The 22,041-nt window shown below is 33.5% G+C and carries 17 protein-coding genes; 6 read left to right on the top strand and 11 right to left on the bottom strand.

The window, feature by feature from the left end:
* Positions 1–54 precede the first annotated feature (54 nt).
* Positions 55–687, top strand: a complete 633-nt coding sequence (locus tag AABL85_RS10855) for a 7-carboxy-7-deazaguanine synthase QueE (RefSeq protein WP_341310099.1) — start codon at positions 55–57, stop codon at positions 685–687.
* Between the two features lie 39 nt (positions 688–726).
* A complete protein-coding gene (locus tag AABL85_RS10850) occupies positions 727–1,131 on the top strand; it encodes a DUF2059 domain-containing protein (protein WP_006257205.1) in 405 nt (134 codons plus the stop codon).
* A gap of 50 nt (positions 1,132–1,181) precedes the next feature.
* Here AABL85_RS10850 and AABL85_RS10845 read toward each other — a convergent pair whose 3' ends face one another.
* Complete coding sequence (locus AABL85_RS10845) at positions 1,182–1,892, bottom strand: class I SAM-dependent methyltransferase (RefSeq protein ID WP_341310098.1); 711 nt, start codon at positions 1,890–1,892, stop codon at positions 1,182–1,184.
* A 63-nt stretch (positions 1,893–1,955) separates the two neighbouring features.
* On the opposite strand from AABL85_RS10845, the gene AABL85_RS10840 reads away from it, so the two are divergent.
* Entirely contained in the window at positions 1,956–2,453 is a 498-nt protein-coding gene (locus AABL85_RS10840) for a YkgJ family cysteine cluster protein (RefSeq protein ID WP_341310097.1), read from the top strand.
* A 3-nt stretch (positions 2,454–2,456) separates the two neighbouring features.
* Here AABL85_RS10840 and AABL85_RS10835 read toward each other — a convergent pair whose 3' ends face one another.
* From AABL85_RS10835 to AABL85_RS10805, 7 genes are all read right to left on the bottom strand, one after another.
* Positions 2,457–2,663 (bottom strand): hypothetical protein, encoded by a 207-nt coding sequence (locus AABL85_RS10835; protein ID WP_041889138.1) that lies wholly within the window; start codon positions 2,661–2,663, stop codon positions 2,457–2,459.
* Between the two features lie 110 nt (positions 2,664–2,773).
* The gene (locus tag AABL85_RS10830; RefSeq protein WP_341310096.1) at positions 2,774–3,535 is read right to left on the bottom strand and encodes a LytTR family DNA-binding domain-containing protein; all 762 of its coding nucleotides are present in this window, start codon (positions 3,533–3,535) and stop codon (positions 2,774–2,776) included.
* 137 nt (positions 3,536–3,672) lie between these two features.
* Positions 3,673–5,001 (bottom strand): RagB/SusD family nutrient uptake outer membrane protein, encoded by a 1,329-nt coding sequence (locus AABL85_RS10825; RefSeq protein WP_341310095.1) that lies wholly within the window; start codon positions 4,999–5,001, stop codon positions 3,673–3,675.
* A gap of 12 nt (positions 5,002–5,013) precedes the next feature.
* The gene (locus AABL85_RS10820) at positions 5,014–8,376 is read right to left on the bottom strand and encodes a SusC/RagA family TonB-linked outer membrane protein (protein WP_041889145.1); all 3,363 of its coding nucleotides are present in this window, start codon (positions 8,374–8,376) and stop codon (positions 5,014–5,016) included.
* Between the two features lie 33 nt (positions 8,377–8,409).
* Positions 8,410–11,001, bottom strand: a complete 2,592-nt coding sequence (locus AABL85_RS10815; protein ID WP_341310094.1) for a zinc-dependent metalloprotease — start codon at positions 10,999–11,001, stop codon at positions 8,410–8,412.
* A 105-nt stretch (positions 11,002–11,106) separates the two neighbouring features.
* Positions 11,107–12,618, bottom strand: a complete 1,512-nt coding sequence (locus AABL85_RS10810; protein ID WP_341310093.1) for a histidine kinase — start codon at positions 12,616–12,618, stop codon at positions 11,107–11,109.
* A 58-nt stretch (positions 12,619–12,676) separates the two neighbouring features.
* Positions 12,677–13,894, bottom strand: coding sequence for a DUF1343 domain-containing protein (locus AABL85_RS10805; RefSeq protein ID WP_341310092.1), 1,218 nt, complete (start codon positions 13,892–13,894; stop codon positions 12,677–12,679).
* Between the two features lie 7 nt (positions 13,895–13,901).
* On the opposite strand from AABL85_RS10805, the gene AABL85_RS10800 reads away from it, so the two are divergent.
* A complete protein-coding gene (locus AABL85_RS10800; RefSeq protein ID WP_341310091.1) occupies positions 13,902–15,137 on the top strand; it encodes an ABC transporter permease in 1,236 nt (411 codons plus the stop codon).
* A gap of 236 nt (positions 15,138–15,373) precedes the next feature.
* Here AABL85_RS10800 and AABL85_RS10795 read toward each other — a convergent pair whose 3' ends face one another.
* On the bottom strand, positions 15,374–15,733 hold the full coding sequence (locus tag AABL85_RS10795) for a winged helix-turn-helix transcriptional regulator (RefSeq protein WP_286415573.1): 360 nt from the start codon (positions 15,731–15,733) through the stop codon (positions 15,374–15,376).
* An 86-nt stretch (positions 15,734–15,819) separates the two neighbouring features.
* On the opposite strand from AABL85_RS10795, the gene AABL85_RS10790 reads away from it, so the two are divergent.
* Complete coding sequence (locus AABL85_RS10790; protein WP_341310090.1) at positions 15,820–17,199, top strand: MFS transporter; 1,380 nt, start codon at positions 15,820–15,822, stop codon at positions 17,197–17,199.
* A gap of 14 nt (positions 17,200–17,213) precedes the next feature.
* Here the strand turns inward: AABL85_RS10790 and AABL85_RS10785 are convergent, their stop codons facing one another.
* The gene (locus AABL85_RS10785; protein WP_341310089.1) at positions 17,214–17,825 is read right to left on the bottom strand and encodes a DJ-1/PfpI family protein; all 612 of its coding nucleotides are present in this window, start codon (positions 17,823–17,825) and stop codon (positions 17,214–17,216) included.
* Positions 17,826–17,926: 101 nt separating this feature from the next.
* Positions 17,927–18,931 (bottom strand): GlxA family transcriptional regulator, encoded by a 1,005-nt coding sequence (locus AABL85_RS10780; protein WP_341310088.1) that lies wholly within the window; start codon positions 18,929–18,931, stop codon positions 17,927–17,929.
* A 270-nt stretch (positions 18,932–19,201) separates the two neighbouring features.
* Here AABL85_RS10780 and AABL85_RS10775 point away from each other — a divergent pair, with 270 nt between their 5' ends.
* Positions 19,202–22,030 (top strand): TonB-dependent receptor, encoded by a 2,829-nt coding sequence (locus tag AABL85_RS10775; protein WP_341310087.1) that lies wholly within the window; start codon positions 19,202–19,204, stop codon positions 22,028–22,030.
* Positions 22,031–22,041 lie beyond the last annotated feature (11 nt).

Here is a 22,041-nt window from a genome sequence, read left to right as displayed (position 1 = left end):
GTTTATTAGAATGTTATTATCGTTTATCTTTGTTGTCTTAATGTAAAAAATAAAATGACGAAAGATTACGATAAAGAAGCATTAGATGAAGGGAGAGTATTACCTCTAATGGAAGAGTTTTATACTATTCAAGGTGAAGGATTTTATTCTGGTCATGCAGCGTATTTTATTAGATTAGGTGGATGTGATGTTGGATGTCATTGGTGTGATGTAAAAGAGAGTTGGGACGCTGAATTACATCCTTTAACTGATGTTCAGCTGATAGTGTCACGTGCACGTGAAGTAGCTAATTTAGCTGTCATAACAGGAGGAGAGCCCTTGATGTATAACTTAGATGTGATTACAGCAGAGCTTAAGAAAGCAGGGCTACAAACGAATATAGAGACATCTGGTGCTTATGAATTAACAGGGAATTTTGATTGGATATGTTTATCTCCTAAAAAAAATAAATTACCTACTCAAAGTGTGTATGACGCAGCTAATGAGTTAAAGGTAGTGATATATAATAAGCATGATTTTATTTTTGCAGAGGAACAAGCCGCAAGAGTGAATGAAAATGCGTTATTGTTGTTACAAGTAGAATGGAGTAAACGCGCTGAGATGAACTCTCTTATTGTTGAGTATGTAAAGAGAAATCCTAAATGGAAAATCTCTGTTCAAACACATAAATATTTGGATATTCCTTAAATAGCTTTAAATTTACAAGAAGGTTTAAAAATAAAAACTATGAGAAAAATAATACTTGCTTTTGCAATGGTATTAGTAGCTCAGTTTTCTTTTGCACAAGATGCATTTAAAGCTGATACTAAAAAGTATATGGATTTGAGCGGACAATTAAAGACGTTTGAATTGTTAACTAAAGAATTGTCATTAAATGTAGAGGAAACTAAACGAGCAGATTTTGAAAAAGAATTAAAAGCAAGTATGGTTGTTTTAGTTGATAAGATGGCAGAGATGTATATGACAGAATTTAGTCATGAAGATGTTAAACAACTTATTCAGTTTTATGAGTCTCCTGTAGGTAAAAAACTTAGTGATAAGAGTGAAGTGCTTTTTGAAAAAGGTCAAAAAGTAGGTGAGGAGTGGGCAGTAGGACTACAAGGTATTATGATGAAATATATGCAAGAATAATAATAGAAAAAGCTCTATGTGATAACATAGAGCTTTTTTTATTGTTCGATTTATTGAATACTCAGTCTCGCTAGATAGTCACAGTTATCACCTTCTGTAATAAGTTCACATTCTAATCCGTTGCTATGCGCAGCATTTTGAAGTGTATTGTAATCAAGATAAAGCCATTCAAGGGGATCATCAATTTCTCCTTTATATTCAACAGTAAAGGTTAATTCTCCATAATAATCTTTATTTTCCATAGGTATCCATTTACCTCCATCTTCGTCTTCATCAAACATATAGATTAGATCAGAACTATCAATTAGTATTTGCCCACCAGGGTTTAATAAAGATTTTAAGTGCTGTAGATACTTAGTTGTATTTATTAATCTTCCGAAGATACCTGTACCGTTCATTAATAGTAGAATAGTATCGAATTTTTCGTTTGTTAAATCTAGTAAGTTTTGAACTGATGCATTTTTAATTCCTCTTAGTTTACAGGCTTCTATAGAGTTAGGAGAAATATCTATAGCTTTTACATCAGCTCCTTTTTCTTGTAGATAAAAAGAGTGAGTACCAGCTCCACATCCTACATCAAGTATTCTTCCTTTAACCATATTAAGAGCTTTCTGTTCGATCTTTGGCATCTCTTTATAACTTCTAAATAGATAAGCAATATCCATTTCTTCTGCTTCAGATATATCTGTTTCGGTGATTACATTCTGTGGATGATTATTTGTCTGAAAATCTAAAATAGCTTTTCCTAAAAGGTCTTTCATTATTTAATCTTTCTTTTAAAATTAAAGTAGAGTTGTTGTAATTTTGTATCCAAAATAATATAAATGGATAAAACACTTTCACAACTTCCCAAGTTGGCCAAAGATAAGCATAATGAAAATAAAAAGTATTTTGATAAACTAAAAAAGAAGGCACCTAAAGATTTAGATTATCAAATGCAAGAAATCCACGACAATGTGTTTAAGAAAACAGATTGCTTGAGTTGTGCTAATTGTTGTAAAACAACTGGGCCTCTTTTTACGAATGCGGATATAGAACGTATCGCAAAGCATTTAAAAATGAAACCCCAGCAATTTATAGATAAGTACCTATATATTGATGAGGATCGTGATTATGTCTTACAGAGTCTCCCTTGTACATTTTTAGATAATGAAAATTACTGTATTATATATGAAGTTCGACCTAAAGCTTGTCGTGAATATCCTCATACTGACAGAAAGAAGTTTAATCAGATATCTAATCTTACACTTAAAAATGTAGCAATATGTCCTGCTGCTTATGAAGTAGTAGAGGAGATGAAGAGACGAATTATATTAAAATAAGTATTAGATGAAGAAGTGCTCTTCTTCTAATGCTTTCAAATTCTCTTCTGTGATATCTTCTACCTGTTCAGTAAAATACTCAAGTAGTTCTATGATTTTGTTTTTTAGTTTTTCAAAAAAAGCTACAGCATTTTCTAAATAGCCTTTTATAGCATTAAACATATCTAATATCGTATCAACAAAGTTGATTAAGCGCTCACCTAAATCCATGTTTTTTTAGTTTATGTTATTGTATTATCTCAAATATAACAATTATAAGTACTGAATTATCTTAAAATAATTAGAAAATTTAGCCTTTATAATAATGAGTGTAACAATAATTAACTCAACCAAGTTTTAAGCTCTAGTATTTGGTTTTTACTTACTAAAATAGGTGCTTCGTCTTCAGGCTTAGGAGTAATCTTAAGTTCTATTTTTTGACTATTATGTTTAATAATATCAGCTACTGATTTTATATTAATGATATACTTTCTATTTATTTTGAAGAAGGTTTTACTATCTAGTTTACTAATGATATCTTTTATCGTATCATCGTAGATGTATGAATTGTTGTCAAAAGTATATAGGAATAAATGTTTACCAGAAGCAACAAAGTATGCTATTTGATCTTTTTCTATAGATTTTAATTTATGCCCATTATTTACTAGAAAACGTTCTTTGATTGAAGAATCATTCCCATTTTCTATTTTAGCTAAACTATCTAAGGTAGGAGTAATCTCAAATTGTTTACTAATCTCTTTAAACTTAATCAGAGCATCATCTAATTCATCACTAGTAAACGGTTTAAGTATGTAGTCAATCGTGAATTGCTTAAACACTTGTATAGCATAAGAATCATAAGCAGTAATAAAGATAATAGGTGTTTTTATCTCTATATGTTCAAATATTTCTAAACTCTTTCCATCACCTAAATGGATATCCATGAAAATCAAATCAACTTTATTTGCTAAAAAGAAGGCGGTAGCTTCCTTTACAGATGATAGGATAACTATATCATTTATAGAAAGGTGTTCTTGTCTTAAAAGCAAAGAATTTAAGTAATTTGAAGCTAAGCTTTCGTCTTCTACTATAGCAATTTTCATGTGGTGATAAATTTGTACAAAAGTATAAAATATAATTTATACTTAGCACGTAGAGCTCTAGGCTATAATTAAGGGAAAGGATATTAAAAAAGCCACTCGATATCGAGTGGCTTTTTTGTTTATGAGTCTGGCGAAGACTATAGATTTGGGTTGTTTTCTCTTGCTTCTTTTGGGAATGGCAACGTATATCTCAAATCATTCTCTGTTAGAATAGACGTGTCATTACCAAATTTGTGTACTATTTTCTTTTGGTTTAAACGTCTTAAGTCAAACCATCTGTGACCTTCTAAAGCGAACTCTTTATTTCTTTCGTCAAGTATAAAAGAGATAAATCCTTTTTGATCTAAACCAGAAAGTTGCTGTATTACTTTTGCAGCAGCTTCTGGCTTATATCTGCTAACTATCAATTTTTCTATTGTACTTTTAGCTTCTGCTAATCTGTTTAAGTGACCTAATGCTTCCGCTTTAATCATGTATAACTCAGAAGTACGGAATGATGCTTTCATCTCTCCATTTCCTGTTTTCTTACTAATGTATTCTCCTTTTACTAGTTGAAATGAAGTATTAAAACGCAAATCATTTTCTCTATCATAAATATTATATAATTCATCAGAGACTAAAGCAATTTCTTGTAAACCTTCAGTTAAACCTTCTTCTAAAGCTAAGATTGATTCGACAGATTTAAAGCTTGCTACAGATGTATTAATATCTTTATTTAGATTTTGTAATTCACTTTTGTATTGTAAAGCTTTATCTACACTTATTAAAGCAGCTTCATATTCTTTTTCATAAAGATTTACTTTTGCTTCTAAAGCGTATATTGCAGCTAATGTGAAGCGATGATTTTCTCCTATTTCAAAAGAAGTTACTTTTAGGTGTTTTTTTGCATTGTTTATATCAGAATGTATTTGAGTATAAACTTCAGCTATTGTTGATTTCTTCTTTTTATTTTCTATTTCGTGTGTTAATTGTAAGACAATACCAGGTTCTGTTGCAGCAGTTGCTTTGTCATAAGGTTTAGCATATAGATTAGTCAAGTCAAAGTATGCTAAAGCTCTTAACCCATACGCTTCTCCTAATAATTGTTCTTTTTGATCTCCTACTTGCATGGTATTTACTCCATTATTAATCAAATCATTTGTATAGAAAATGGTTTTGTAAAATTGAGTATATCCAAAACTAAGAGTTTGTTTAGATGGATTTACATCTTGATAAGTGTAAACATCTTTTACAGACAAAATTTTTGAAGATTCTTCATCTATTGTAATCTTTACTTCATCTGTACGGAAATTACTTAAAGATTTATGATTTGGGTAGTTTACATAAGCAGTGAACATTAACTTGTGATAATCTTCAACTGTTTCAGGAATAATTTTTCCACTTGGCTGTATATCTAAGAAGTCATCACAACTAACAAAGGATAGACTTAAGAATAAACTACTTAATATTAATATTGTTTTTTTCATTATGATACAATGTTAGAAAGTTACATTTAATCCTAGAGTGAATGACTTTTGGATTGGTTGTGTATAGATATTACCATACGTTTCTGGATCGAAATAACCATCATAATTTGTTCCAAATACAAATAAATTACGACCTTCAACTGTAAATCTGATATTATCAACATTTAATTTTCTTAATAGGTCTTTGGGTAGTGAGTATCCTAAACGAATACTGCTAATACGAACATAACTAATTTCTTTAGTCCAGATATCTAAGTATTTATAAGAGTTTCCACTATCTCCACCATCAAACCATTTTGCTAACATCCAATTGTCATTATCTGTATTATAATTTCCTTGATTATCATTAGCAAGTAAACCAGGCAATGATCCGTTAGGGTTATTAGGAGACCATATATCTAATAAATCAGTTGTATAATTTCTTCCTGGGTCAACTTTAGCTGCATTGTAAGAAGGTGTTTTTTGTACCGTTTGCTTTATGTTAAAAGCAGCAGATACTGTTAGATCAAAGTTCTTAACTCTTACTGTATTAATAAGACCTCCAGTGAATTTAGGATCTTTATCACCTGCATAAGAATATAAGTTACGGTACTCTTCAGGTGTCAGATTGGTATCAACCATATAACCAGGCATGAAATCAGCCATAGGATCATATAATTTAAAGAATTCTTTTCCTGTTACTTTTTCACCTTCTTTCCAGAATAATAAGTTCCCTTTTTCATCAAAACCAGCTGTTTTAATATGGAATACTGAATTTACAGGTAATCCTTCTCTTGATGGTAAAGTCTCGTTATCGAATATTTGAATTTTATCTACCTTACTTTTATTGCGAGCGAAGTTGAACGTTGTAGTCCAAGAGAAATCAGGTGTAGAGATATTTCTAGTTGTAATAGCAATCTCATACCCTTTATTCGTTACTTGGGCCCAGTTCATATTTGTAAATTCAAACCCTGTCTCAAGAGGTAATGCTTTAAGACCTATTAGGTCTGTGCTTTTTCTGTTGTAGGCATCAAATCCAATAGAAATTCTATTGTTGAACAAACCTAAATCAAAACCTAGGTTAGTATTTGTTGTTTTCTCCCAACGCAAAGTACCATTAGGTGCAGCAGTTACCTGTATTGTTTGCCCTGGATATCCTGGTAATATTGTTGATGTATTGTATTCTCCAATCAAGAATGGAGAAGTTGTTTTGTCTATATTTCCTTGTAATCCATAAGAAGCACGTAAACGTAGATTACTTACGAAATCTAAGTTTTCCATAAAACTTTCTCTTGTTACATCCCAAGATCCAGAGACAGCCCATAGTGGTACGTATCTGTATTTAGGGTCAACACCGAATAAGTTAGAACCATCGGCTCTTACACTTCCAAAGACAGTATATTTTCTGTTGTATGTATATGAAGCAGTTGCAAAGAATGATGCATAAGCATTTTCGTTTACAGTCTTTTTATAAGTCTCATATTTTTTTTCTTTTGATTCTGTACTTCCCTCTGGGAATATAATAGGTTTAGTAGTTAAGGTATTAGCATCATAACCAAAACCTTTTGACTTAATGATTGTTTGATCAGATTTTCTAATCTCCATACCTGCCATTACATCTACTTCATGCATATCGTTGAAGATTGCGTTATAAGTAGCCTGTGTTTTCCAGTTGTATTGGAACATATCATCATTAAAGTTTTCTATAATTCCTCCATCAGGTAAGAAATACTTATATGTTTTAGTAGCTCTATCATAATATCTAGTAGCTTCTTTAAACTTACGTGTAGAGTATGTCTCTTTTCCTAAATACTTTTCTGTATCACTTTTGTCAAGTTGTAAACCTAATTGAGAGGTTAATTTTAAATCATTCAAGATTTGGTATTCTAAATCAAATACAGCTTTAAAAGATTTATTAACTAACTCATAACTTGTATTCGTTCTTTCTTCTGCAAAGTTAAAAGGTACGTATCTATCTTCATATCCTGAGATATCTTTATCGTACATATAACTACCATCTGTATTGTAAGGAGCTAAGTATGGATTTGCATTTCTAGAGTAGTTAATAGGGTTAATAGCAGCATCAGCATCTGTTACGAAATTATTCTTTTTAGAATGTGTTCCAAATAAAGATATTCCTACTTTAAGCTTATCACTTACTTGATAGTTATCTTTTAAGGTAATGTTAAAACGTTCAAATCCTGTACCGATAGTTGTTCCTTCTTCATTGAAGTATCCTAAGGAGAAGTAGTAATCATTCACATCAGAACCACCTGAGAGACTTAGTCCATATTGTTTATTGAATGTAGGTCGGAAGATTTCTTTACCCCAGTCTGTGTTTGTTTTTCTAAGGTTGTTAATAGAAGCTTGAGTAGCAGATGATAATGCATCAAAGCCACCGTTTCTATACATATCTAATTCATTACTTCCATTCAAGATACGCATTACCTCACCTTGATTAGATCGATCATTAAATATATCAGATCTGCCTGCTAACATTAACTCAAAATCAACTTTCTGATCCGAGTTCATTAAGTTTAATTTCTTGAAGTCAGGTCTCTGGTTTACAAAAGTATTAGCTGTAAAGTTTACTTTCATATCACCTTTTTTCCCTTTCTTAGTTGTGATTAAGATTACTCCATTAGCCGCTCTAGCTCCATAGATAGCTGTAGCAGAAGCATCTTTTAGAATCGTAATGTCTTGTATATCGTCTGGATTTAATCCTGCGATAGAGAAATTTTGAAGTTGATCGATATTATCTTTATCATTAAAGTTAGGTACATCGTTACCTTCTAGTGGCATACCATCTAGTACCCATAATGGATCTTGAGCTCCAGATAAAGAAGCCGTTCCACGTATTCTAATCTTAGCAGGAGCACCAGGAGCACCAGTTTGGTTCACTACTGCCATACCTGCTACTTGTCCAGCTAACATCTGATCCACACTAGCTACACCAGTTTGGTTGATTTCAGCCATACTCACTTGAGCCACTGATGATGTAAGCTTTCTTTTTTCGATTGTTTGGTATCCAGTGATAACCACTTCGTTTAAAATATCAGGGTCAGCACCTAAAGTTACTACATAATGACCTTTAGTGTTCAAAGTGATTAATTTAGATTCATATCCGATAAAACTGATACGAATGCTTTTAGTATCCTGTGGTACTTCTAAGGTAAAGTTACCATCAAAATCGGTCATAGTACCAATACTAGTACTTTCTACGATACCTGCTTGCGATGTAGCATTAGACACTGTCTGTGTCTCTACAATTACTGAGGCACCAGGCAATCCTAGCTTATCCACGCTATCTTGGACAAGACCAGTGATCACTCTTTTCTCTTGCGCGAAGGCAAGAGAAATAGTAAGGAGTGAGAAAAGGAGAAAAAGTTTTTTCATGTTTCCTTTAATAAAATTGGGGTTAGTTTATTTCTATAGATTTAAAGCTTCGTTTATTCTATTGATTAGATCAGCATAGTGTGTACGAGTAGCTTTATCTCCGCTATTTTTCTTTTTAGTAAGTGTATTTTTAATGTTCATTAACTCACCTTTTTTGTAAGAAGTAACTTCTGATACTCGCTTCATTACAGTGTAATTAATGTTTCTCAACTTGTTATCCTCTTCTACATGATTACATAGAGTAGGGAACTGAAGAGAGTGCGCAGTTAGTAAACCTTTTTTACTAGTCTTTTCGAATAGCTTGTTTACATCTATGATTAGAGCATCTACATAGTTCTTTTGAGTCATACGCTCTAGGATAGATAAACTCTTTCCTTTTTTTGTGGGTGCAAAAATCTCACTATTAAGCATTGAAAACAAATCATTTATCGTAAAGTTTTTCTCTTTACCTAATTCTACTTGTTGTACTTCATTTTCTAATAGACGTAATAAACGTTCATCCATTAGGGTGTAGTACAGTGTAGAATATTGTAGTTCTCTAGCTAACGAATATGGTGAGTATTCGAATGGACCTACAGGAGAGTCTTTTAAGCTATATGTGTTTTCAACTACTTCATTAAAGAACAACCATGTTGGAATATGTAAAGCATTTTTCGCCAAATACTCTACTGCTCTTTTTTGTTTCTCGTAAGGGACAGGCTCGTATGCTTTTTTGTTGTTTCCGTATACTGCATGGTTTAGATAAACCCCTCCGATATTGTTTAACACATGTTGATTATACATTTGCCATTGTCCTATAGCTCCCATGTATAATTTACCAGCTTCATAGTAATCCTCTCCTTCTTCGTATGTCCAAGGAATAATATTATCTACTACTATTTTTAAGTTCTTTAATCCGTATTCACTAGCTTTCATAGCATCATTTCCTAGATCTTCTGATTGAGAACGAGGATCTACGATGTTTAGTGAACTTTGTTGCTCTCCATAGAAGTACATTGGATCATCCTGATGATCTTCTATCATTTTGCGAAGTGCAGTTTTTTCTTCTTCTTGATTTGGATACCAACGGTAACCCCACTCGATAGCATATTTGTCATATAGACCGATCTGCGGAGTGATAGCAGTTACACCATCTTCTGGTTGTGCTACATAGTTATAACGAGCATAATCCATAATAGATGGAGCAGTACCTCCCATTTTATCAGTGAATTCTTTTGAACGTAGCGAATCTACTGGGAATGCATAAGAAGAACCCATATTGTGTTTTAGACCAAAAGTGTGTCCTACCTCATGAGATGATACGAAGCGTATAGCTTCTCCCATATGCTCATCAGTGAACTTATTTGCTCTAGCCTTAGGGTCAATAGGACCTGTCTGTATACGCATCCAGCTATGTACAGAAGTCATTACATTATGCCACCAGATGATATCAGATTCGATAATCTCTCCACTACGAGGATCTATTACAGATGGCCCCATAGCATTAGATTTAGGAGATGCAGCATACGTTATTACAGAATAGCGTACATCATCGATATCAAAATCTTTATCTTCTTCAGTAGGTTCTTTAGCAATAATTGCATTCTTAAAACCAGCTTTTTCGAATGCTACTTGCCAATCGTGTACCCCTGCTATAATTTTAGCTCTCCATTGGGGTGGAGTAGCAGGGTCTATATAGTATACGATTGGTTTTTTAGGTTCTACTAGTTCACCTCTTAAATATTTTTCTACATCTTCTTCTTTTGGTTCCATACGCCACTTCGTGATGAACTCTTGTTCTTTCATTTTGTGTTGCGCATCACTGAAGAACCAATGTTTCTCTGTGAAGTAACCTACTCTTTTATCAGCTATACGCGGTTGCATAGGTTTCTCTGATAGTAATACGATATTACTCGTTACTCCTAAAGATACAGGTAAGTCTCCAGAACCTTCATTAACACTAGTTGTTAATAAAGATTTAACTACGATATTCTCAGGGAATGTCTTTACTCCCTCTATATAAGATAAGTTTGTTTTAATAGACGTAGGAAGACCTAGTCCATTTAATACATCATTAAAACTCTTTTGATTTCCGTCAAAAACTTTATTTACTTTAATTACAGTAGCTGTAGAGTCTGGACTTTGAGCTTCAATGTCGAATACTTCTAGTACTGATTCTATAAAGTTTGTTTTTACTGATTTAGTAATTGCATCATCAGCAGGAGAAGAAACTCTTGGGGTAATTGTTTTAACCCATACTTTTTTTGCAATAGTATCTTTGTGAAATGTAATCAGTTTATTCTCATAGTTCATACCAGTATTTGCACCAGCATCATTCACTTCTAAAGGAACTTGAGATAATTTATTAACAATTAAAAATTGACGGTTTAGTAAGCTGTCTGGGATTTCAAAATAGATATCAGTTTTTACCTGAATCGTATTAAACATCCCTTTAGTATAGACTCCCTTTTTGATTAGGTCAGCATAGTCATCTTTTTTACTATCTGTTGAGTCTTTTTCTGTGGTTACTGTTTTTTCAGTTTTTGGGGTGTTCTTTTTCTTAGCAGCATAGGCTGGTGGTACCTGTGCCAGGCAGTAAGAAAATATTAAAGCACTGATACTTAGTTTAACCGTGTTTTTATCCATTGTTATGTTAAGTTATTATTAAGTCACTATAAAACTAACTGACTTACCTCTATGCTTAAAATTTTTGGGAGTGAATGGATGGAATAGGGGAGTGAGTGGATAACTTTAACATTTGATCAAAGGCAAAATGCAAATAAATTTACCTTCTTCACATTTGGTCTCGTACCCTAGAACGTTATAATAGTTATAGATTGAATCTAAGTATTTTAGACCAAAAAGCTCACTCTCTGAAGTAGTCTTTTTAGGTTGATAATTATTTGTGATAATTACTTCATCATCATGGATTAATATCTCTATAAATAAAGGATGTTCTGTAGTAGCTATATTGTGTTTAAGCGCATTTTCTACACAGATTTGCAAGCCTAAAAACGGAATTTTTTGATGTAATTTCTCTGTTCTTTGATCGACTAAATCAAAGTGTAATTCTTTCGTAAATCTAGTTTTCTGTAGGGTGATGTACTTTTCTATAAACTCTACTTCATTCTCTATGTCTACAATGTTCTCTGCAGGAGGTGTTATTAAGTAACGGTAAGTTTTACTTAAATTTAATGTAAACTTCTGTGCTGTTTTAGGCTCTAGCTCTATAAGCATATAGAGAGAGTTCAACGAGTTAAATAAGAAATGAGGGTTGATCTGATTCTTTAATTGTTGCAATTGAATTAAAGCTTTCTCTTTGCTAATCTTCTCATTTTCTACAGCTAATAACTCTTTCTCTAGATAGGCTTTTTTATTCGCCATACTGAAGATATAAAACAGAGAGAATAGAATAGTTACGGTTGTCAGAAAGATAAGAATCGTATTGCGTCTGATCGGTTTGATATTATCATCTACGTTAAATTTTGGAAAGTTTACCGTAATATAACCAGAGAAGTTTTCAGATCTAAAAGGACTGATAAATCGGAATACCTCTAAGTTTAAGTACTCAGAGTTAACGATAGGAGGATTAGCAGGATCTGTTTTGCGAACTGTATCTTGAGCAGAGAAGTTACTAAGCTCAAATACATTTTTACCCATCAGACTATCTTCTGGATGGTAAATGCACAACCCGTCTTTAGTGAATATATAAGCGTAGTTTGGTGTCGTCACATCTATATTCGTTAGGTATTTATGGTATAGTGCCATATCTACCACGATACCGTAGATGAGTCGTTCGTTATTAGCGATAGGCGTACTGTGATACATCAGCCAGTATTGGAACCCATTTTGTTCTACAAAAGTGTTTTTATGAGAGTGATCAGGGTTCGCTAAGATAATCTTATTGAATATATTATCCTTATCTATCTCTCTATCTCTACCTATATGAGCTTCTATAATCTCATTATTCTGATTTACTCTGAAGTACCAGTTTAGAGAGACTACACCATCTAGGTTATACATCTGATTAAGCGTCTCATACTTTAGAGAAAGTTGACCTATCGGAGTGTTTTTAGTGATATGGTCTAGAGAGTTTAGATGACGATCTATTTTATTAAACTCTAGTTCTAACGAACGTAGCTTTTGATAAAAGTTTTTAGAAGTGATATACTTATAAGTGTCCTCATTGCTCTGGTTAATAGAAGAACTCAACATATATATAGCACCTATCGTAATCATTAGAATAACGATTCCGATAGCCATAAAGGTTTTGCGCGATATAAATATTTTGTTCTTCAATGTCTTTGTTGAAGTTTATAAGTTAGTTGTGATATAGTAAATACGGCTGACGTGTAATCTTAAATTTGTCTAACCCACTTTGCCATGATTGACGAATTTCTTTCTCTGTCTTACCAGCTGTGATTTGCGCTTTTAAGTCAGCAGTCCCCGCTAGTTTTATAAAGAAGTTAGTAAAGAATTTATCTTTGTTCGTAGAACTATTATATGCTTTTAGCAACCATTTTAGTTCTATTTTAGACACCTTATTCTCTTTAGATAGGTTTTCTCCATAGCACAGTTTACCATTGTTCATAGGGTCTTTAGCACCAGCGTTAGGCTTAGGAGTGAACTGATAAGGCATTTTCGTTAAGAAAGGTGAGCCATATATCTGAAACTGTAAGTCTGTCCCTCTACCAGAGCTAACATTAGTTCCCTCGAAGAAGCATAAACTAGCATATAGATTTATAGCCTGATCATTAGGTAGATTAGGTGATGGTGCTACAGGTAGTGAGTAGCTCATCTGTCTAGTATAGTTATCTACAGGGATTACAGTCAGGTCACACTGTATTCCATTCGCTAACCATTTCTCCCCATTGATCATTTTAGCATATTCACCTATTGTCATTCCATGCATCGCAGGAATAGGGTGCATCCCTACGAAGCTTTTATTCTTCATATCTAGTGTAGGACCATCTATAATCGCGATATTAGGATTAGGTCTGTCTAATACGATAACTGGGATATTCTGTTCTGCACACGCTTCCATTAGATAGTGTAGAGAGGAAATATAAGTATAAAATCTCGCTCCTACATCCTGTAAATCAAATAACATAATGTCAATGTTTTTTAATTGATCAACAGAAGGTTTTTTATTATTTCCATATAGAGAAATGATAGGTAAGCCTGTCTTCGTATCCTTGCCATCTTTTACAAGTTCACCAGCATCAGCTGTACCTCTAAAGCCGTGCTCAGGAGCATAGATTTTCTTTACATTTACTTTGTTTTCTAACAAGAAGTCCACTGTAGAGGTATAAGAGCCATCAGCATTTTTAATCACTCCTGTCTGGTTAGTCAGTACTCCTACATTTTTGCCTTTTACTAATTCAAAGTAAGCAGATAATCGTTCGGCTCCTACTGAGATCGTATTGTTATTATCATGTGTATTAGAGGTGTTTTTTGCATAAGTATTAAAATTAACACTTAGTGCTAATAGACAGACTAAGAATAATAATGTATTTTTGAAACTTGAATTCGATATCATATTTATTTTGAAATTAGAATATTTTATAACTAAACGACTTGTCACTACTAAGAACTATAAAAGTAGTGTATCCGCACCAATTATTAAAATTGCAATTACAGCTATTGCATTAGGCATGATCATGATGCTTATCTCTGTTGCAACAGGTTTAGGATTGAAATACAAAATTAGAGATAAAATTTCAGCTTTTAGCGGTCATATCGTAATAACTAATTATGATAGTAATGTTACAGATATTACACTTAAGCCGATAGATATAAGTGTAGTACAGTCTGATGATATCAAGAATATAAAAGGAGTAAAGAAAATACAGTCTTATGCTTCTAAGGCTGGTATTATACGTACAGAGGATTCTTTTGAGGGAATTATTTATAAAGGAGTAGACTCTCTTTATGATTTAAATGAGATTAAGGATTACCTAATAGAAGGAAGATTGCCGAAATCGGCTGATGGAATGAGTAATGAAGTACTGCTGTCTCAATATATAGCAGATAGAATGCACTTTAAAGTAGGCGATAAAATCACGACTTACTTTATGAAAGAATGGGGGAATAAGATTCCAAATGTTCGTCAGTTTGAGATAGTAGGGATTTATAATTCGGCATTACAGCAGTTCGATGCGAATATTGTGATAGGAGATATAAAGCATGTACAACGTCTGAATAGATGGAAACCAAATGAGGTAGGAGGGTTTGAGGTAGTACTAAATAGCTTTGATCAGATCGAACAAAAAGGTCAAGAGTTCTATATGAATTTGCCTTCTACAGTAGACAGTAAGACTATTGTAGACAAGTATAGCAATGTATTTGGTTGGATAGATATGTTTGACTTTAATATAAAGATTATCATTATTATTATGATTGCGGTAGCGTCTATTAATATGATAGTAGCTTTATTAGTACTAATATTAGAGCGTACACAGATGATCGGAATATTAAAAGCTATGGGTGCTGATAACTGGACGATTAGAAAAGTGTTTTTATACAATGCGACTTACTTGATAGTAAAAGGGTTGTTTTATGGTAATCTTATAGGATTAGGGTTATTGTATATACAACAGTATTTTGGTTTGATTAAGTTAGATTCTACAGCATATTATGTACGAGAAGCTCCTGTATTGATTCGATTTAGTGATGTATTTTTATTAAATTTAGGAGTAGTAGTCATCGCATTTTTAGTATTGCTTATTCCATCTTATATGATTACTAAGATTAGTCCTATAAAAGCGATTCGTTACGACTAATAATAAGGATTTTAAAAATATATAAATAGCTTCTAGTGCTTCTATTTAAGAAGTATTAGAGGCTATTTTACTTTTGGAGTGAGTGCGTTTTTTTTCGAGGTAAGTCCGTAGTGAGTCCGTTATGAGTCTGTATTGAGTCCGTTCTTTTGACTTAAATAACGGACAGATGATGGATATATAGGAGGAGTATACTATTTTTATCTCAAAGAAAACTGTATACTAATCCAAGCAAAGTATCATTCAGTGGTATGCCATTTTTCTAATTGATCAAGTATAGGTAATACTCTTTTTCCTTTTTCTGTTAGCATATACTCTACTCTGGGTGGTACTTCGGCGTAGACCTCTCTATGTAATAGACCATCTTGTTCTAATTCTCTTAGTACAGTAGTCAGTGTGCCTTGAGCTACATTGTCTAACTCTTTTTTTAGTATTCCGAATCTCTTAGGGCATTGAGCAGCTATAGTTTTGAGGATTGATGTTTTCCATTTACCAGAGATCGTTTTAAGAGCTTGTTGTACAACACAATTATTTTCAAAATAGTTTAAATTATTTTCTAATGTATTGGGCTCATTTTCAGTATTAGTATTGTTTTTCATACTTAGTCTTTAATTTTTACCTACTTGACTGTAAGTAATATATCTGTCACTTTTGCAAAGGTAATTATAAAAACAGGAAGTAATCAATGCAAAATATTTCAACAGTCAAAAAGAGAATTAGCTTACTCTTAATCTCGATGTCTATTTTTCTAAGTGTGTTAGATTTGTTTATTGTCAATGTAGCTATTCCTAAGATAAAAGTAGCTATGGAAGCAAGTGTAGCTGATATACAATTTATCAGAGTCTACTATGTGATAGGTTATGGAGCATTTCTGATTACATCAGGCAAAGTAGGTGTAAGATATGGGCATAAAAGGATATTTGTCCTCTCGATGTTTAGTTTTGGTTTGTTTTCATTATTATGTGGCTTAGCTTGGGATATGCCTTCGTTGAACATGTTTAGGTTGTTTCAGGGAATAAGCGGAGCATTTATGATACCTCAGGGAGTGACTTTACTGTCTAGTATCTTTGTAATAGAGGAAGAGAGACGTAGAGCGTATTCTATCTATGGTGCGATAGCAGGGATATCTTCAGTATTAGGACAAGTACTAGGAGGGTTGCTCCCCGATCTTGATTTAGCTTTTGGGGCTTGGAGATTAATATTTCTAATTAATGTACCGATAGCATTTGTGGTAGGTGTATTAGCATGGATAGTTTTAATAGAAATAGAGCGCAAACGAGATTTGAAAATACAACCCTTAGCTCAGTTATTGCTGGTTTGTTTATTAGTGATGTTAATGTATAGTTTAGTGACTGGAGCAGATTATGGTTGGACGACTACTTTATTGTTAGTATTAGTGAGTGCTATCATAGGCATTGTGTTATTTTTAGTAATTCAGTTTAAAAATTATAAGACATCTATCAATGTACTTATAGATTTTAAACCTTTTACCTATAGGACATTTACAGTAGCTTTAGTTGCCTTAGTATTTTTCTCTTTAGTACAGGATTCTTATTTCTTTATTTATGCCAATCATTTTCAGTTAGAATTAGATTATACAGCTACGCAGACGGGATTTTTATTTGCATCTCAAGGAGTTGGGTATGTTATTGCCTCTTTTTTATCCCTAAAGTTTTTGTCTAAATATCAAGAGCGATTTATGCTTTTAGGTTTATTGTTGATGATAGTAGGGTTGGCAGGACACTACTGGTTATTGAACAGGGAGTATATTCCCTTTTATGAAATAGCGATATTGCTGTTTGAGTATGGGATAGGATGTGGAGTCGTTCTTCCTTCTCTATTTACTTATGCACTGAGCAGCCTACCTACCGACATAACTTCTATTGGCTCAAGTTTATACCTTACTTTACAACAAATAAGTATCGCTTTAGGGGTAAGCATTGTAGGTCAGTCATACTTTGGGAGTATAGACGGTCATTTTAATTCGACCGTGATCATGATTGTATTATTGCTTGTGACCTGCTTTGTATTATTTATGAGTTATAAAAGGCGACTTAAGAACTAAATCGCCTTTGTCTTTTATCCTTTGTATTCAAATAATTGTTTAATAGTCTGACCTATATCTTCACCAAGTTGTTTACTGACTAAATATAGAGCACCATCTATACCTGCTGTGATACCTGCTGTCGTCAGTACTCTTTCTTGGTCTATGTAGCGCACACCTGTGCGAACTATAGCCTTTGGCAGCGCTTGTGCTAATGCTTCTATTCCCATAAAGTGTGTGGTTATTTCTAAACCATTAAAAAGTTCTGTATTGCTCAGAAGTAAACTACCTGTACATACTGTAAATAATAGAGCACCTTGCTGATGTTGATTTACTATCCAAGAAGTATAAGTGTTTTGGAAATATTCGTCTTGTAGATAGTTCATGACGATGTCAGGGTTAGCTCCTGGTAATACGATGACATCCGGTGTAGGACAGTCTTCAAAATTGTACTGAGGTAAGATTTGAGTTGTATTGGCTTCTGTTTTGACTACTTCTTTCGTAGCAGAGACTAAGTAGTGATTATAGCTGTTGGGTTTAAGCACATTTGCTTTAACGAATACGTCTAATGGGCCATTAAGGTCTAATACTTCCACTTGATCAAAAATGATAAAGGCTACATTAAGGGGGCGGTTTGTTGTTGTCATATTTTATTGTTGATAGAAGACAATAGAGGATCTGTCGAAGGCTGGCTTCGATATCGGTATTGTCTTGGGTTATTTGTGATTACTTAGTTGGTAATTAAATGCTAAAGGTTAATTCTCGTAGATTGGAACACACTTCTATAATGAGTAGGAGTGACTTTGACAAGTTTGACAAATGCCTTTCTAAATACATGATCAGAAGTATATCCTACTTGACTAGCTATTTTTACTATAGAGTATGTCGTAGATTCTAATAGACGCTTAGCATATTCTATCCTCACACAGTCATTAAAAGCACCTGGAGTCATTCCTGTTTCTTTCTTAAATACCCTAGAAAAGTTGCGTTCACTCATATAGACATGATCTGCAAGTTCTGCAATAGTCACCGCTTGTTGGGTTAGATGATCTGTGATATACTGTTTTACTTTTCTAACTAATGGAGTGAGGTCTATATCGGCAGGGATTAATGTACTATAGAGCTCTTGTGTGTTTGTTCTTTTTAGATTCACTACTAGATATCTTGATACATCAGAGGCTAGTGTATATCCATTGTCCTCTTCTATTAAGGCTAGAGCTAAGTCTATACCAGAAGTAATTCCTCCAGAAGTATAGATATTGTCATCTTTGATATAGAAGTGATCATAGGTTAACCGAATAGAAGGGTAGGTATCTTGAAGCACTTTAGCATACTGCCAGTGTGTAGTTGCTTTTTTATTGGTTAGTAATCCTGTCTTGGCTAGTAAAAAAGCTCCTATACAGATAGAACCTATACGCTTTACAGTAGGTTGTATACCCTTTATCCAATGTAACATAGCTGGATCATAGTCATGCGTTAGGTCTGCCTTAGACCCAGCGATGAGTAACGTATCTAAAGGAATATGATGGTCATAAATGGTATAATCACACTGTACACTAATGCCTGCACTAGTAAGTACACTTTTGTGTACTGTTCCGGAGATTAAGTGGATTTGATATTGAGTAAGTGCAGATGTAGCTGTGCGGATCATGAGTTGATTAGCAGTATTGAATACATCACTCGGCCCTGCGAAGTCCAGTAATTGTACTTGAGGTAATAATAGAAATCCGATATGATGTAGTGGGGTATTCATACTGCTATCTCGTTTTATGATAAGACAAAGGTAAGAAGGCTTTATGATGTATAAATGACATATAACGTACTTTTTCTGCCAAAACAGAAGATGTCTTAATAAATGAATCGTTGTTTTATTTAGAGTGATTTGAATTAAAATGTTAATTTTTGTCAGTTAAAAGCTTGTTTGACTGTGTTTTATGGTTGGTTATTTAAATTACTTCTAAATAATATTGTTTAGAATGATTTTAGATTATACATTTGCCCCATAAAACATAATACAGTCGTGATGCTCAAACACTTTACTATTATCACACGACCAACCCAACTAACTATTATTATCTTATCGTTATTCATTCACTTTCTCAGTTATGGGCAGAATACACGTTCTCCTATCTCGATCAAAGTGCAGAATGAGTATGGTGTAGCTATCCCTACAGCTGTGGTGATGATAAAAAGTGATAAGGAGTCTGTCTTAGAACTTACAGATGAGGCAGGTGAGGTGGCTTTTAAATTAGTGCCTGATAACTACCTTTTAGAAGTACAGCACATCAGTTATTCTTTTTACAGTCAAAAGCTAAATACCTTAACGCACAATAATTTTACAGTTGTCTTAAAGGCTGAAACGAATCAATTAGAAGAAGTCGTGATTACAGCTAAAGAAGGAACGGGACTTACGAGTACTTCTGTGATTAATAGAAGAGCTATGCAACATCTACAGCCTTCTAGTTTTGCTGACTTAATGGAATTAGTACCAGGGGGTAGAGCACAAGATCCATATCTAGGTGGTGTCAATAAAATACAACTGAGAGAAGTAGGTAGAGTAAGCTCTAATATAGGGGGTGTTGGAAATAAACAATATGACACTTCTTCTCTTGGGACTTTATTTGTAGTAGATGGAGCCCAACTGAACTCGGGTGCAAACCTTCAGTATACTTATGGCTATATGGATAATGTTTCATCAGGTGTTAATAAGAATATCAATATTAGCTCAGGTGTTGATATGCGTACAATCTCAACAGACCAAATAGAGAAAGTAGAAATCATAAGAGGAATCCCTTCTGTAGAATACGGAAACCTTACTTCTGGTGTAGTAAAGATCACGAAAAAGAGTGGATATTCTAAATGGCAAGCACGTTTTAAAGCAGATGGATATAGTAAACTATTTGCGGTTAATAAAGGTTTTGAATCTAAGGATAGTAGCTTTAAGGTAAATGTAGGGTTAGATTATCTAAATGCTAAACCAGAACCTCGTAATGATTTAGAGAGTTATAAGCGTGTGACAGGTACTGTACGCGTGAGTAAGGATAAGAATTTAAACAATGGAGGATTGTTCTCTTGGGTGTCTAATCTAAGTTATACAGGGTCTATAGATGATGCTAAGTCCGATCCAGATATTGATTTGACAGGTGCGAATAAATATAAAGTGGATAATCAGTTCTATAGTCTGAGTAATATAGTGACTTATGAGAGTAGAAATGAATCTTTCTTTAGAAGTATAGAATTACAAACTACGTTTAATCAACGTTTTGATAAGATTAATCAGACAAAGTTTGTACAGCTAGAGGCTGCTACAGCATTGCCACTTTCTACTGTGGATGGTGAGTACGATGGTTTTTTTCCTACGGCTAATTATATTGCAGAGAGTGTAGTAGATGGTAAGCCACTAGATATCTTCGCTAAGGTAGTAAGTGCATTTCGTTATAAGATGTCTGCTATTTCTACAGATATACGCGCTGGTATTGATTGGCAGTATAGTAAGAATAACGGTAGAGGTCAGGTCTATGATATCTATAAGCCTTTAGACCCTAAATCTACTTATAGAAATAGAGCATATAAAGATATTCCTGCTTATGTAACGACGGCTTTGTTTGCAGAGCATATTTCTTCTGCTAAATTTGGACAACACGGTCTAACATTAGCATTAGGGGCAAGAGGATCTATTATGCAAAACTTGTCTAATGATTTCACTATGAGTGGAAAGATGTATATCGATCCACGTGTGAATGTACAATGGACACTACCCTCGTTTATGGTAGCGAATAAGGAAGCAAAAGTAGACTTAACGTTAGGATGGGGACAGCAGAGGCTATTCCCTGACCTAAATCTTCTTTATCCTGAGAAATATTATAGAGACGTTCAGCAGTTAAACTATTTTCACAGTAATCCTGATTATCGTACAGTTAATTATAAAACGACCGTTTTTGACCCACAGAACAAAGCATTGACACCTGCTTTAAACAATAAGCTAGAGGCTAGGTTAGATTTGAATTGGGGTTTTCATCAGCTGACTTTTACGGTGTTTAAAGAAAGGATGAGCAACGGGTTTAGAACAATGAATCAGTATGGAATCTTTGATTATAAGAGATATGATACTTCTAGTATAGAGCATGATCATATCACGAATGCACCGAATAAAGAAGATCTTCCTTATGAGCAGTTTAATGAAAACTTCTTATACAATGTCTCTCGTAATGGTAGTAGAACAGATAAGGAAGGAATAGAGTTTCAGTATAGTTCTAATAGAATTCCTGTTATTAATACTCGTATTACAATTAATGGGGCATGGTTTAGAACTAAACAGGGCAATAGCTTACCATCCTATAGACGTGGTAATTCTAATGCAAATGTGAATGGTAAGCCTTATCCATACTTAGGACTATACGATGAAATGGAACCTAAGAGCAAATACGAACAGCTAAATAGTAATCTATTATTAGATACATATATCCCTAAACTAGATCTACAATTCTCTACTTCATTTCAGTTTAACTGGTACTACTTAGCAAAGAATGAACCGATGAATGGAATGCCTAGCTACTATGTAGGAGTAGATGGAGAATTACGACCTTATGATGCAGAAGAGGCAAAGGGAACATTGTTAGAACAATTAGTAATCCCACAACATAGCAATGCAGATAAATCTAGAAGAACACCTATGCTGATGGATGTGAACTTAAAGCTATCTAAGAGTTTTAGAAACAAGCAGATCACAGTGTCTATGTTTGCTAATAAGCTATTTACCTATTATGCTCCATATTTTGTGAATGGGACTAAGGTAAACAGAAAGGGGCTAAGAGACCCTTACTTCGGAATGGAAATAAATTTTAATCTATAAATACTTATAAA

It is taken from the genome of Myroides odoratimimus (assembly GCF_038039805.1).
Classification (GTDB): domain Bacteria; phylum Bacteroidota; class Bacteroidia; order Flavobacteriales; family Flavobacteriaceae; genus Flavobacterium; species Flavobacterium odoratimimum_B.
This window is presented reverse-complemented; position numbering and strand designations above follow the sequence as displayed.

Excerpts from the sequence above, each read along its gene's own strand:
- AABL85_RS10855 (WP_341310099.1), top strand. The coding sequence starts at position 55 with ATGACGAAAGATTACGATAAAGAAGCATTAGATGAAGGGAGAGTATTA.
- AABL85_RS10850 (WP_006257205.1), top strand. The coding sequence starts at position 727 with ATGAGAAAAATAATACTTGCTTTTGCAATGGTATTAGTAGCTCAGTTT.
- AABL85_RS10845 (WP_341310098.1), bottom strand. The coding sequence starts at position 1,892 with ATGAAAGACCTTTTAGGAAAAGCTATTTTAGATTTTCAGACAAATAAT.
- AABL85_RS10840 (WP_341310097.1), top strand. The coding sequence starts at position 1,956 with ATGGATAAAACACTTTCACAACTTCCCAAGTTGGCCAAAGATAAGCAT.
- AABL85_RS10835 (WP_041889138.1), bottom strand. The coding sequence starts at position 2,663 with ATGGATTTAGGTGAGCGCTTAATCAACTTTGTTGATACGATATTAGAT.
- AABL85_RS10830 (WP_341310096.1), bottom strand. The coding sequence starts at position 3,535 with ATGAAAATTGCTATAGTAGAAGACGAAAGCTTAGCTTCAAATTACTTA.
- AABL85_RS10825 (WP_341310095.1), bottom strand. The coding sequence starts at position 5,001 with ATGAAAAAAACAATATTAATATTAAGTAGTTTATTCTTAAGTCTATCC.
- AABL85_RS10820 (WP_041889145.1), bottom strand. The coding sequence starts at position 8,376 with ATGAAAAAACTTTTTCTCCTTTTCTCACTCCTTACTATTTCTCTTGCC.
- AABL85_RS10815 (WP_341310094.1), bottom strand. The coding sequence starts at position 11,001 with ATGGATAAAAACACGGTTAAACTAAGTATCAGTGCTTTAATATTTTCT.
- AABL85_RS10810 (WP_341310093.1), bottom strand. The coding sequence starts at position 12,618 with ATGGCTATCGGAATCGTTATTCTAATGATTACGATAGGTGCTATATAT.
- AABL85_RS10805 (WP_341310092.1), bottom strand. The coding sequence starts at position 13,894 with ATGATATCGAATTCAAGTTTCAAAAATACATTATTATTCTTAGTCTGT.
- AABL85_RS10795 (WP_286415573.1), bottom strand. The coding sequence starts at position 15,733 with ATGAAAAACAATACTAATACTGAAAATGAGCCCAATACATTAGAAAAT.
- AABL85_RS10790 (WP_341310090.1), top strand. The coding sequence starts at position 15,820 with ATGCAAAATATTTCAACAGTCAAAAAGAGAATTAGCTTACTCTTAATC.
- AABL85_RS10785 (WP_341310089.1), bottom strand. The coding sequence starts at position 17,825 with ATGACAACAACAAACCGCCCCCTTAATGTAGCCTTTATCATTTTTGAT.
- AABL85_RS10780 (WP_341310088.1), bottom strand. The coding sequence starts at position 18,931 with ATGAATACCCCACTACATCATATCGGATTTCTATTATTACCTCAAGTA.
- AABL85_RS10775 (WP_341310087.1), top strand. The coding sequence starts at position 19,202 with ATGCTCAAACACTTTACTATTATCACACGACCAACCCAACTAACTATT.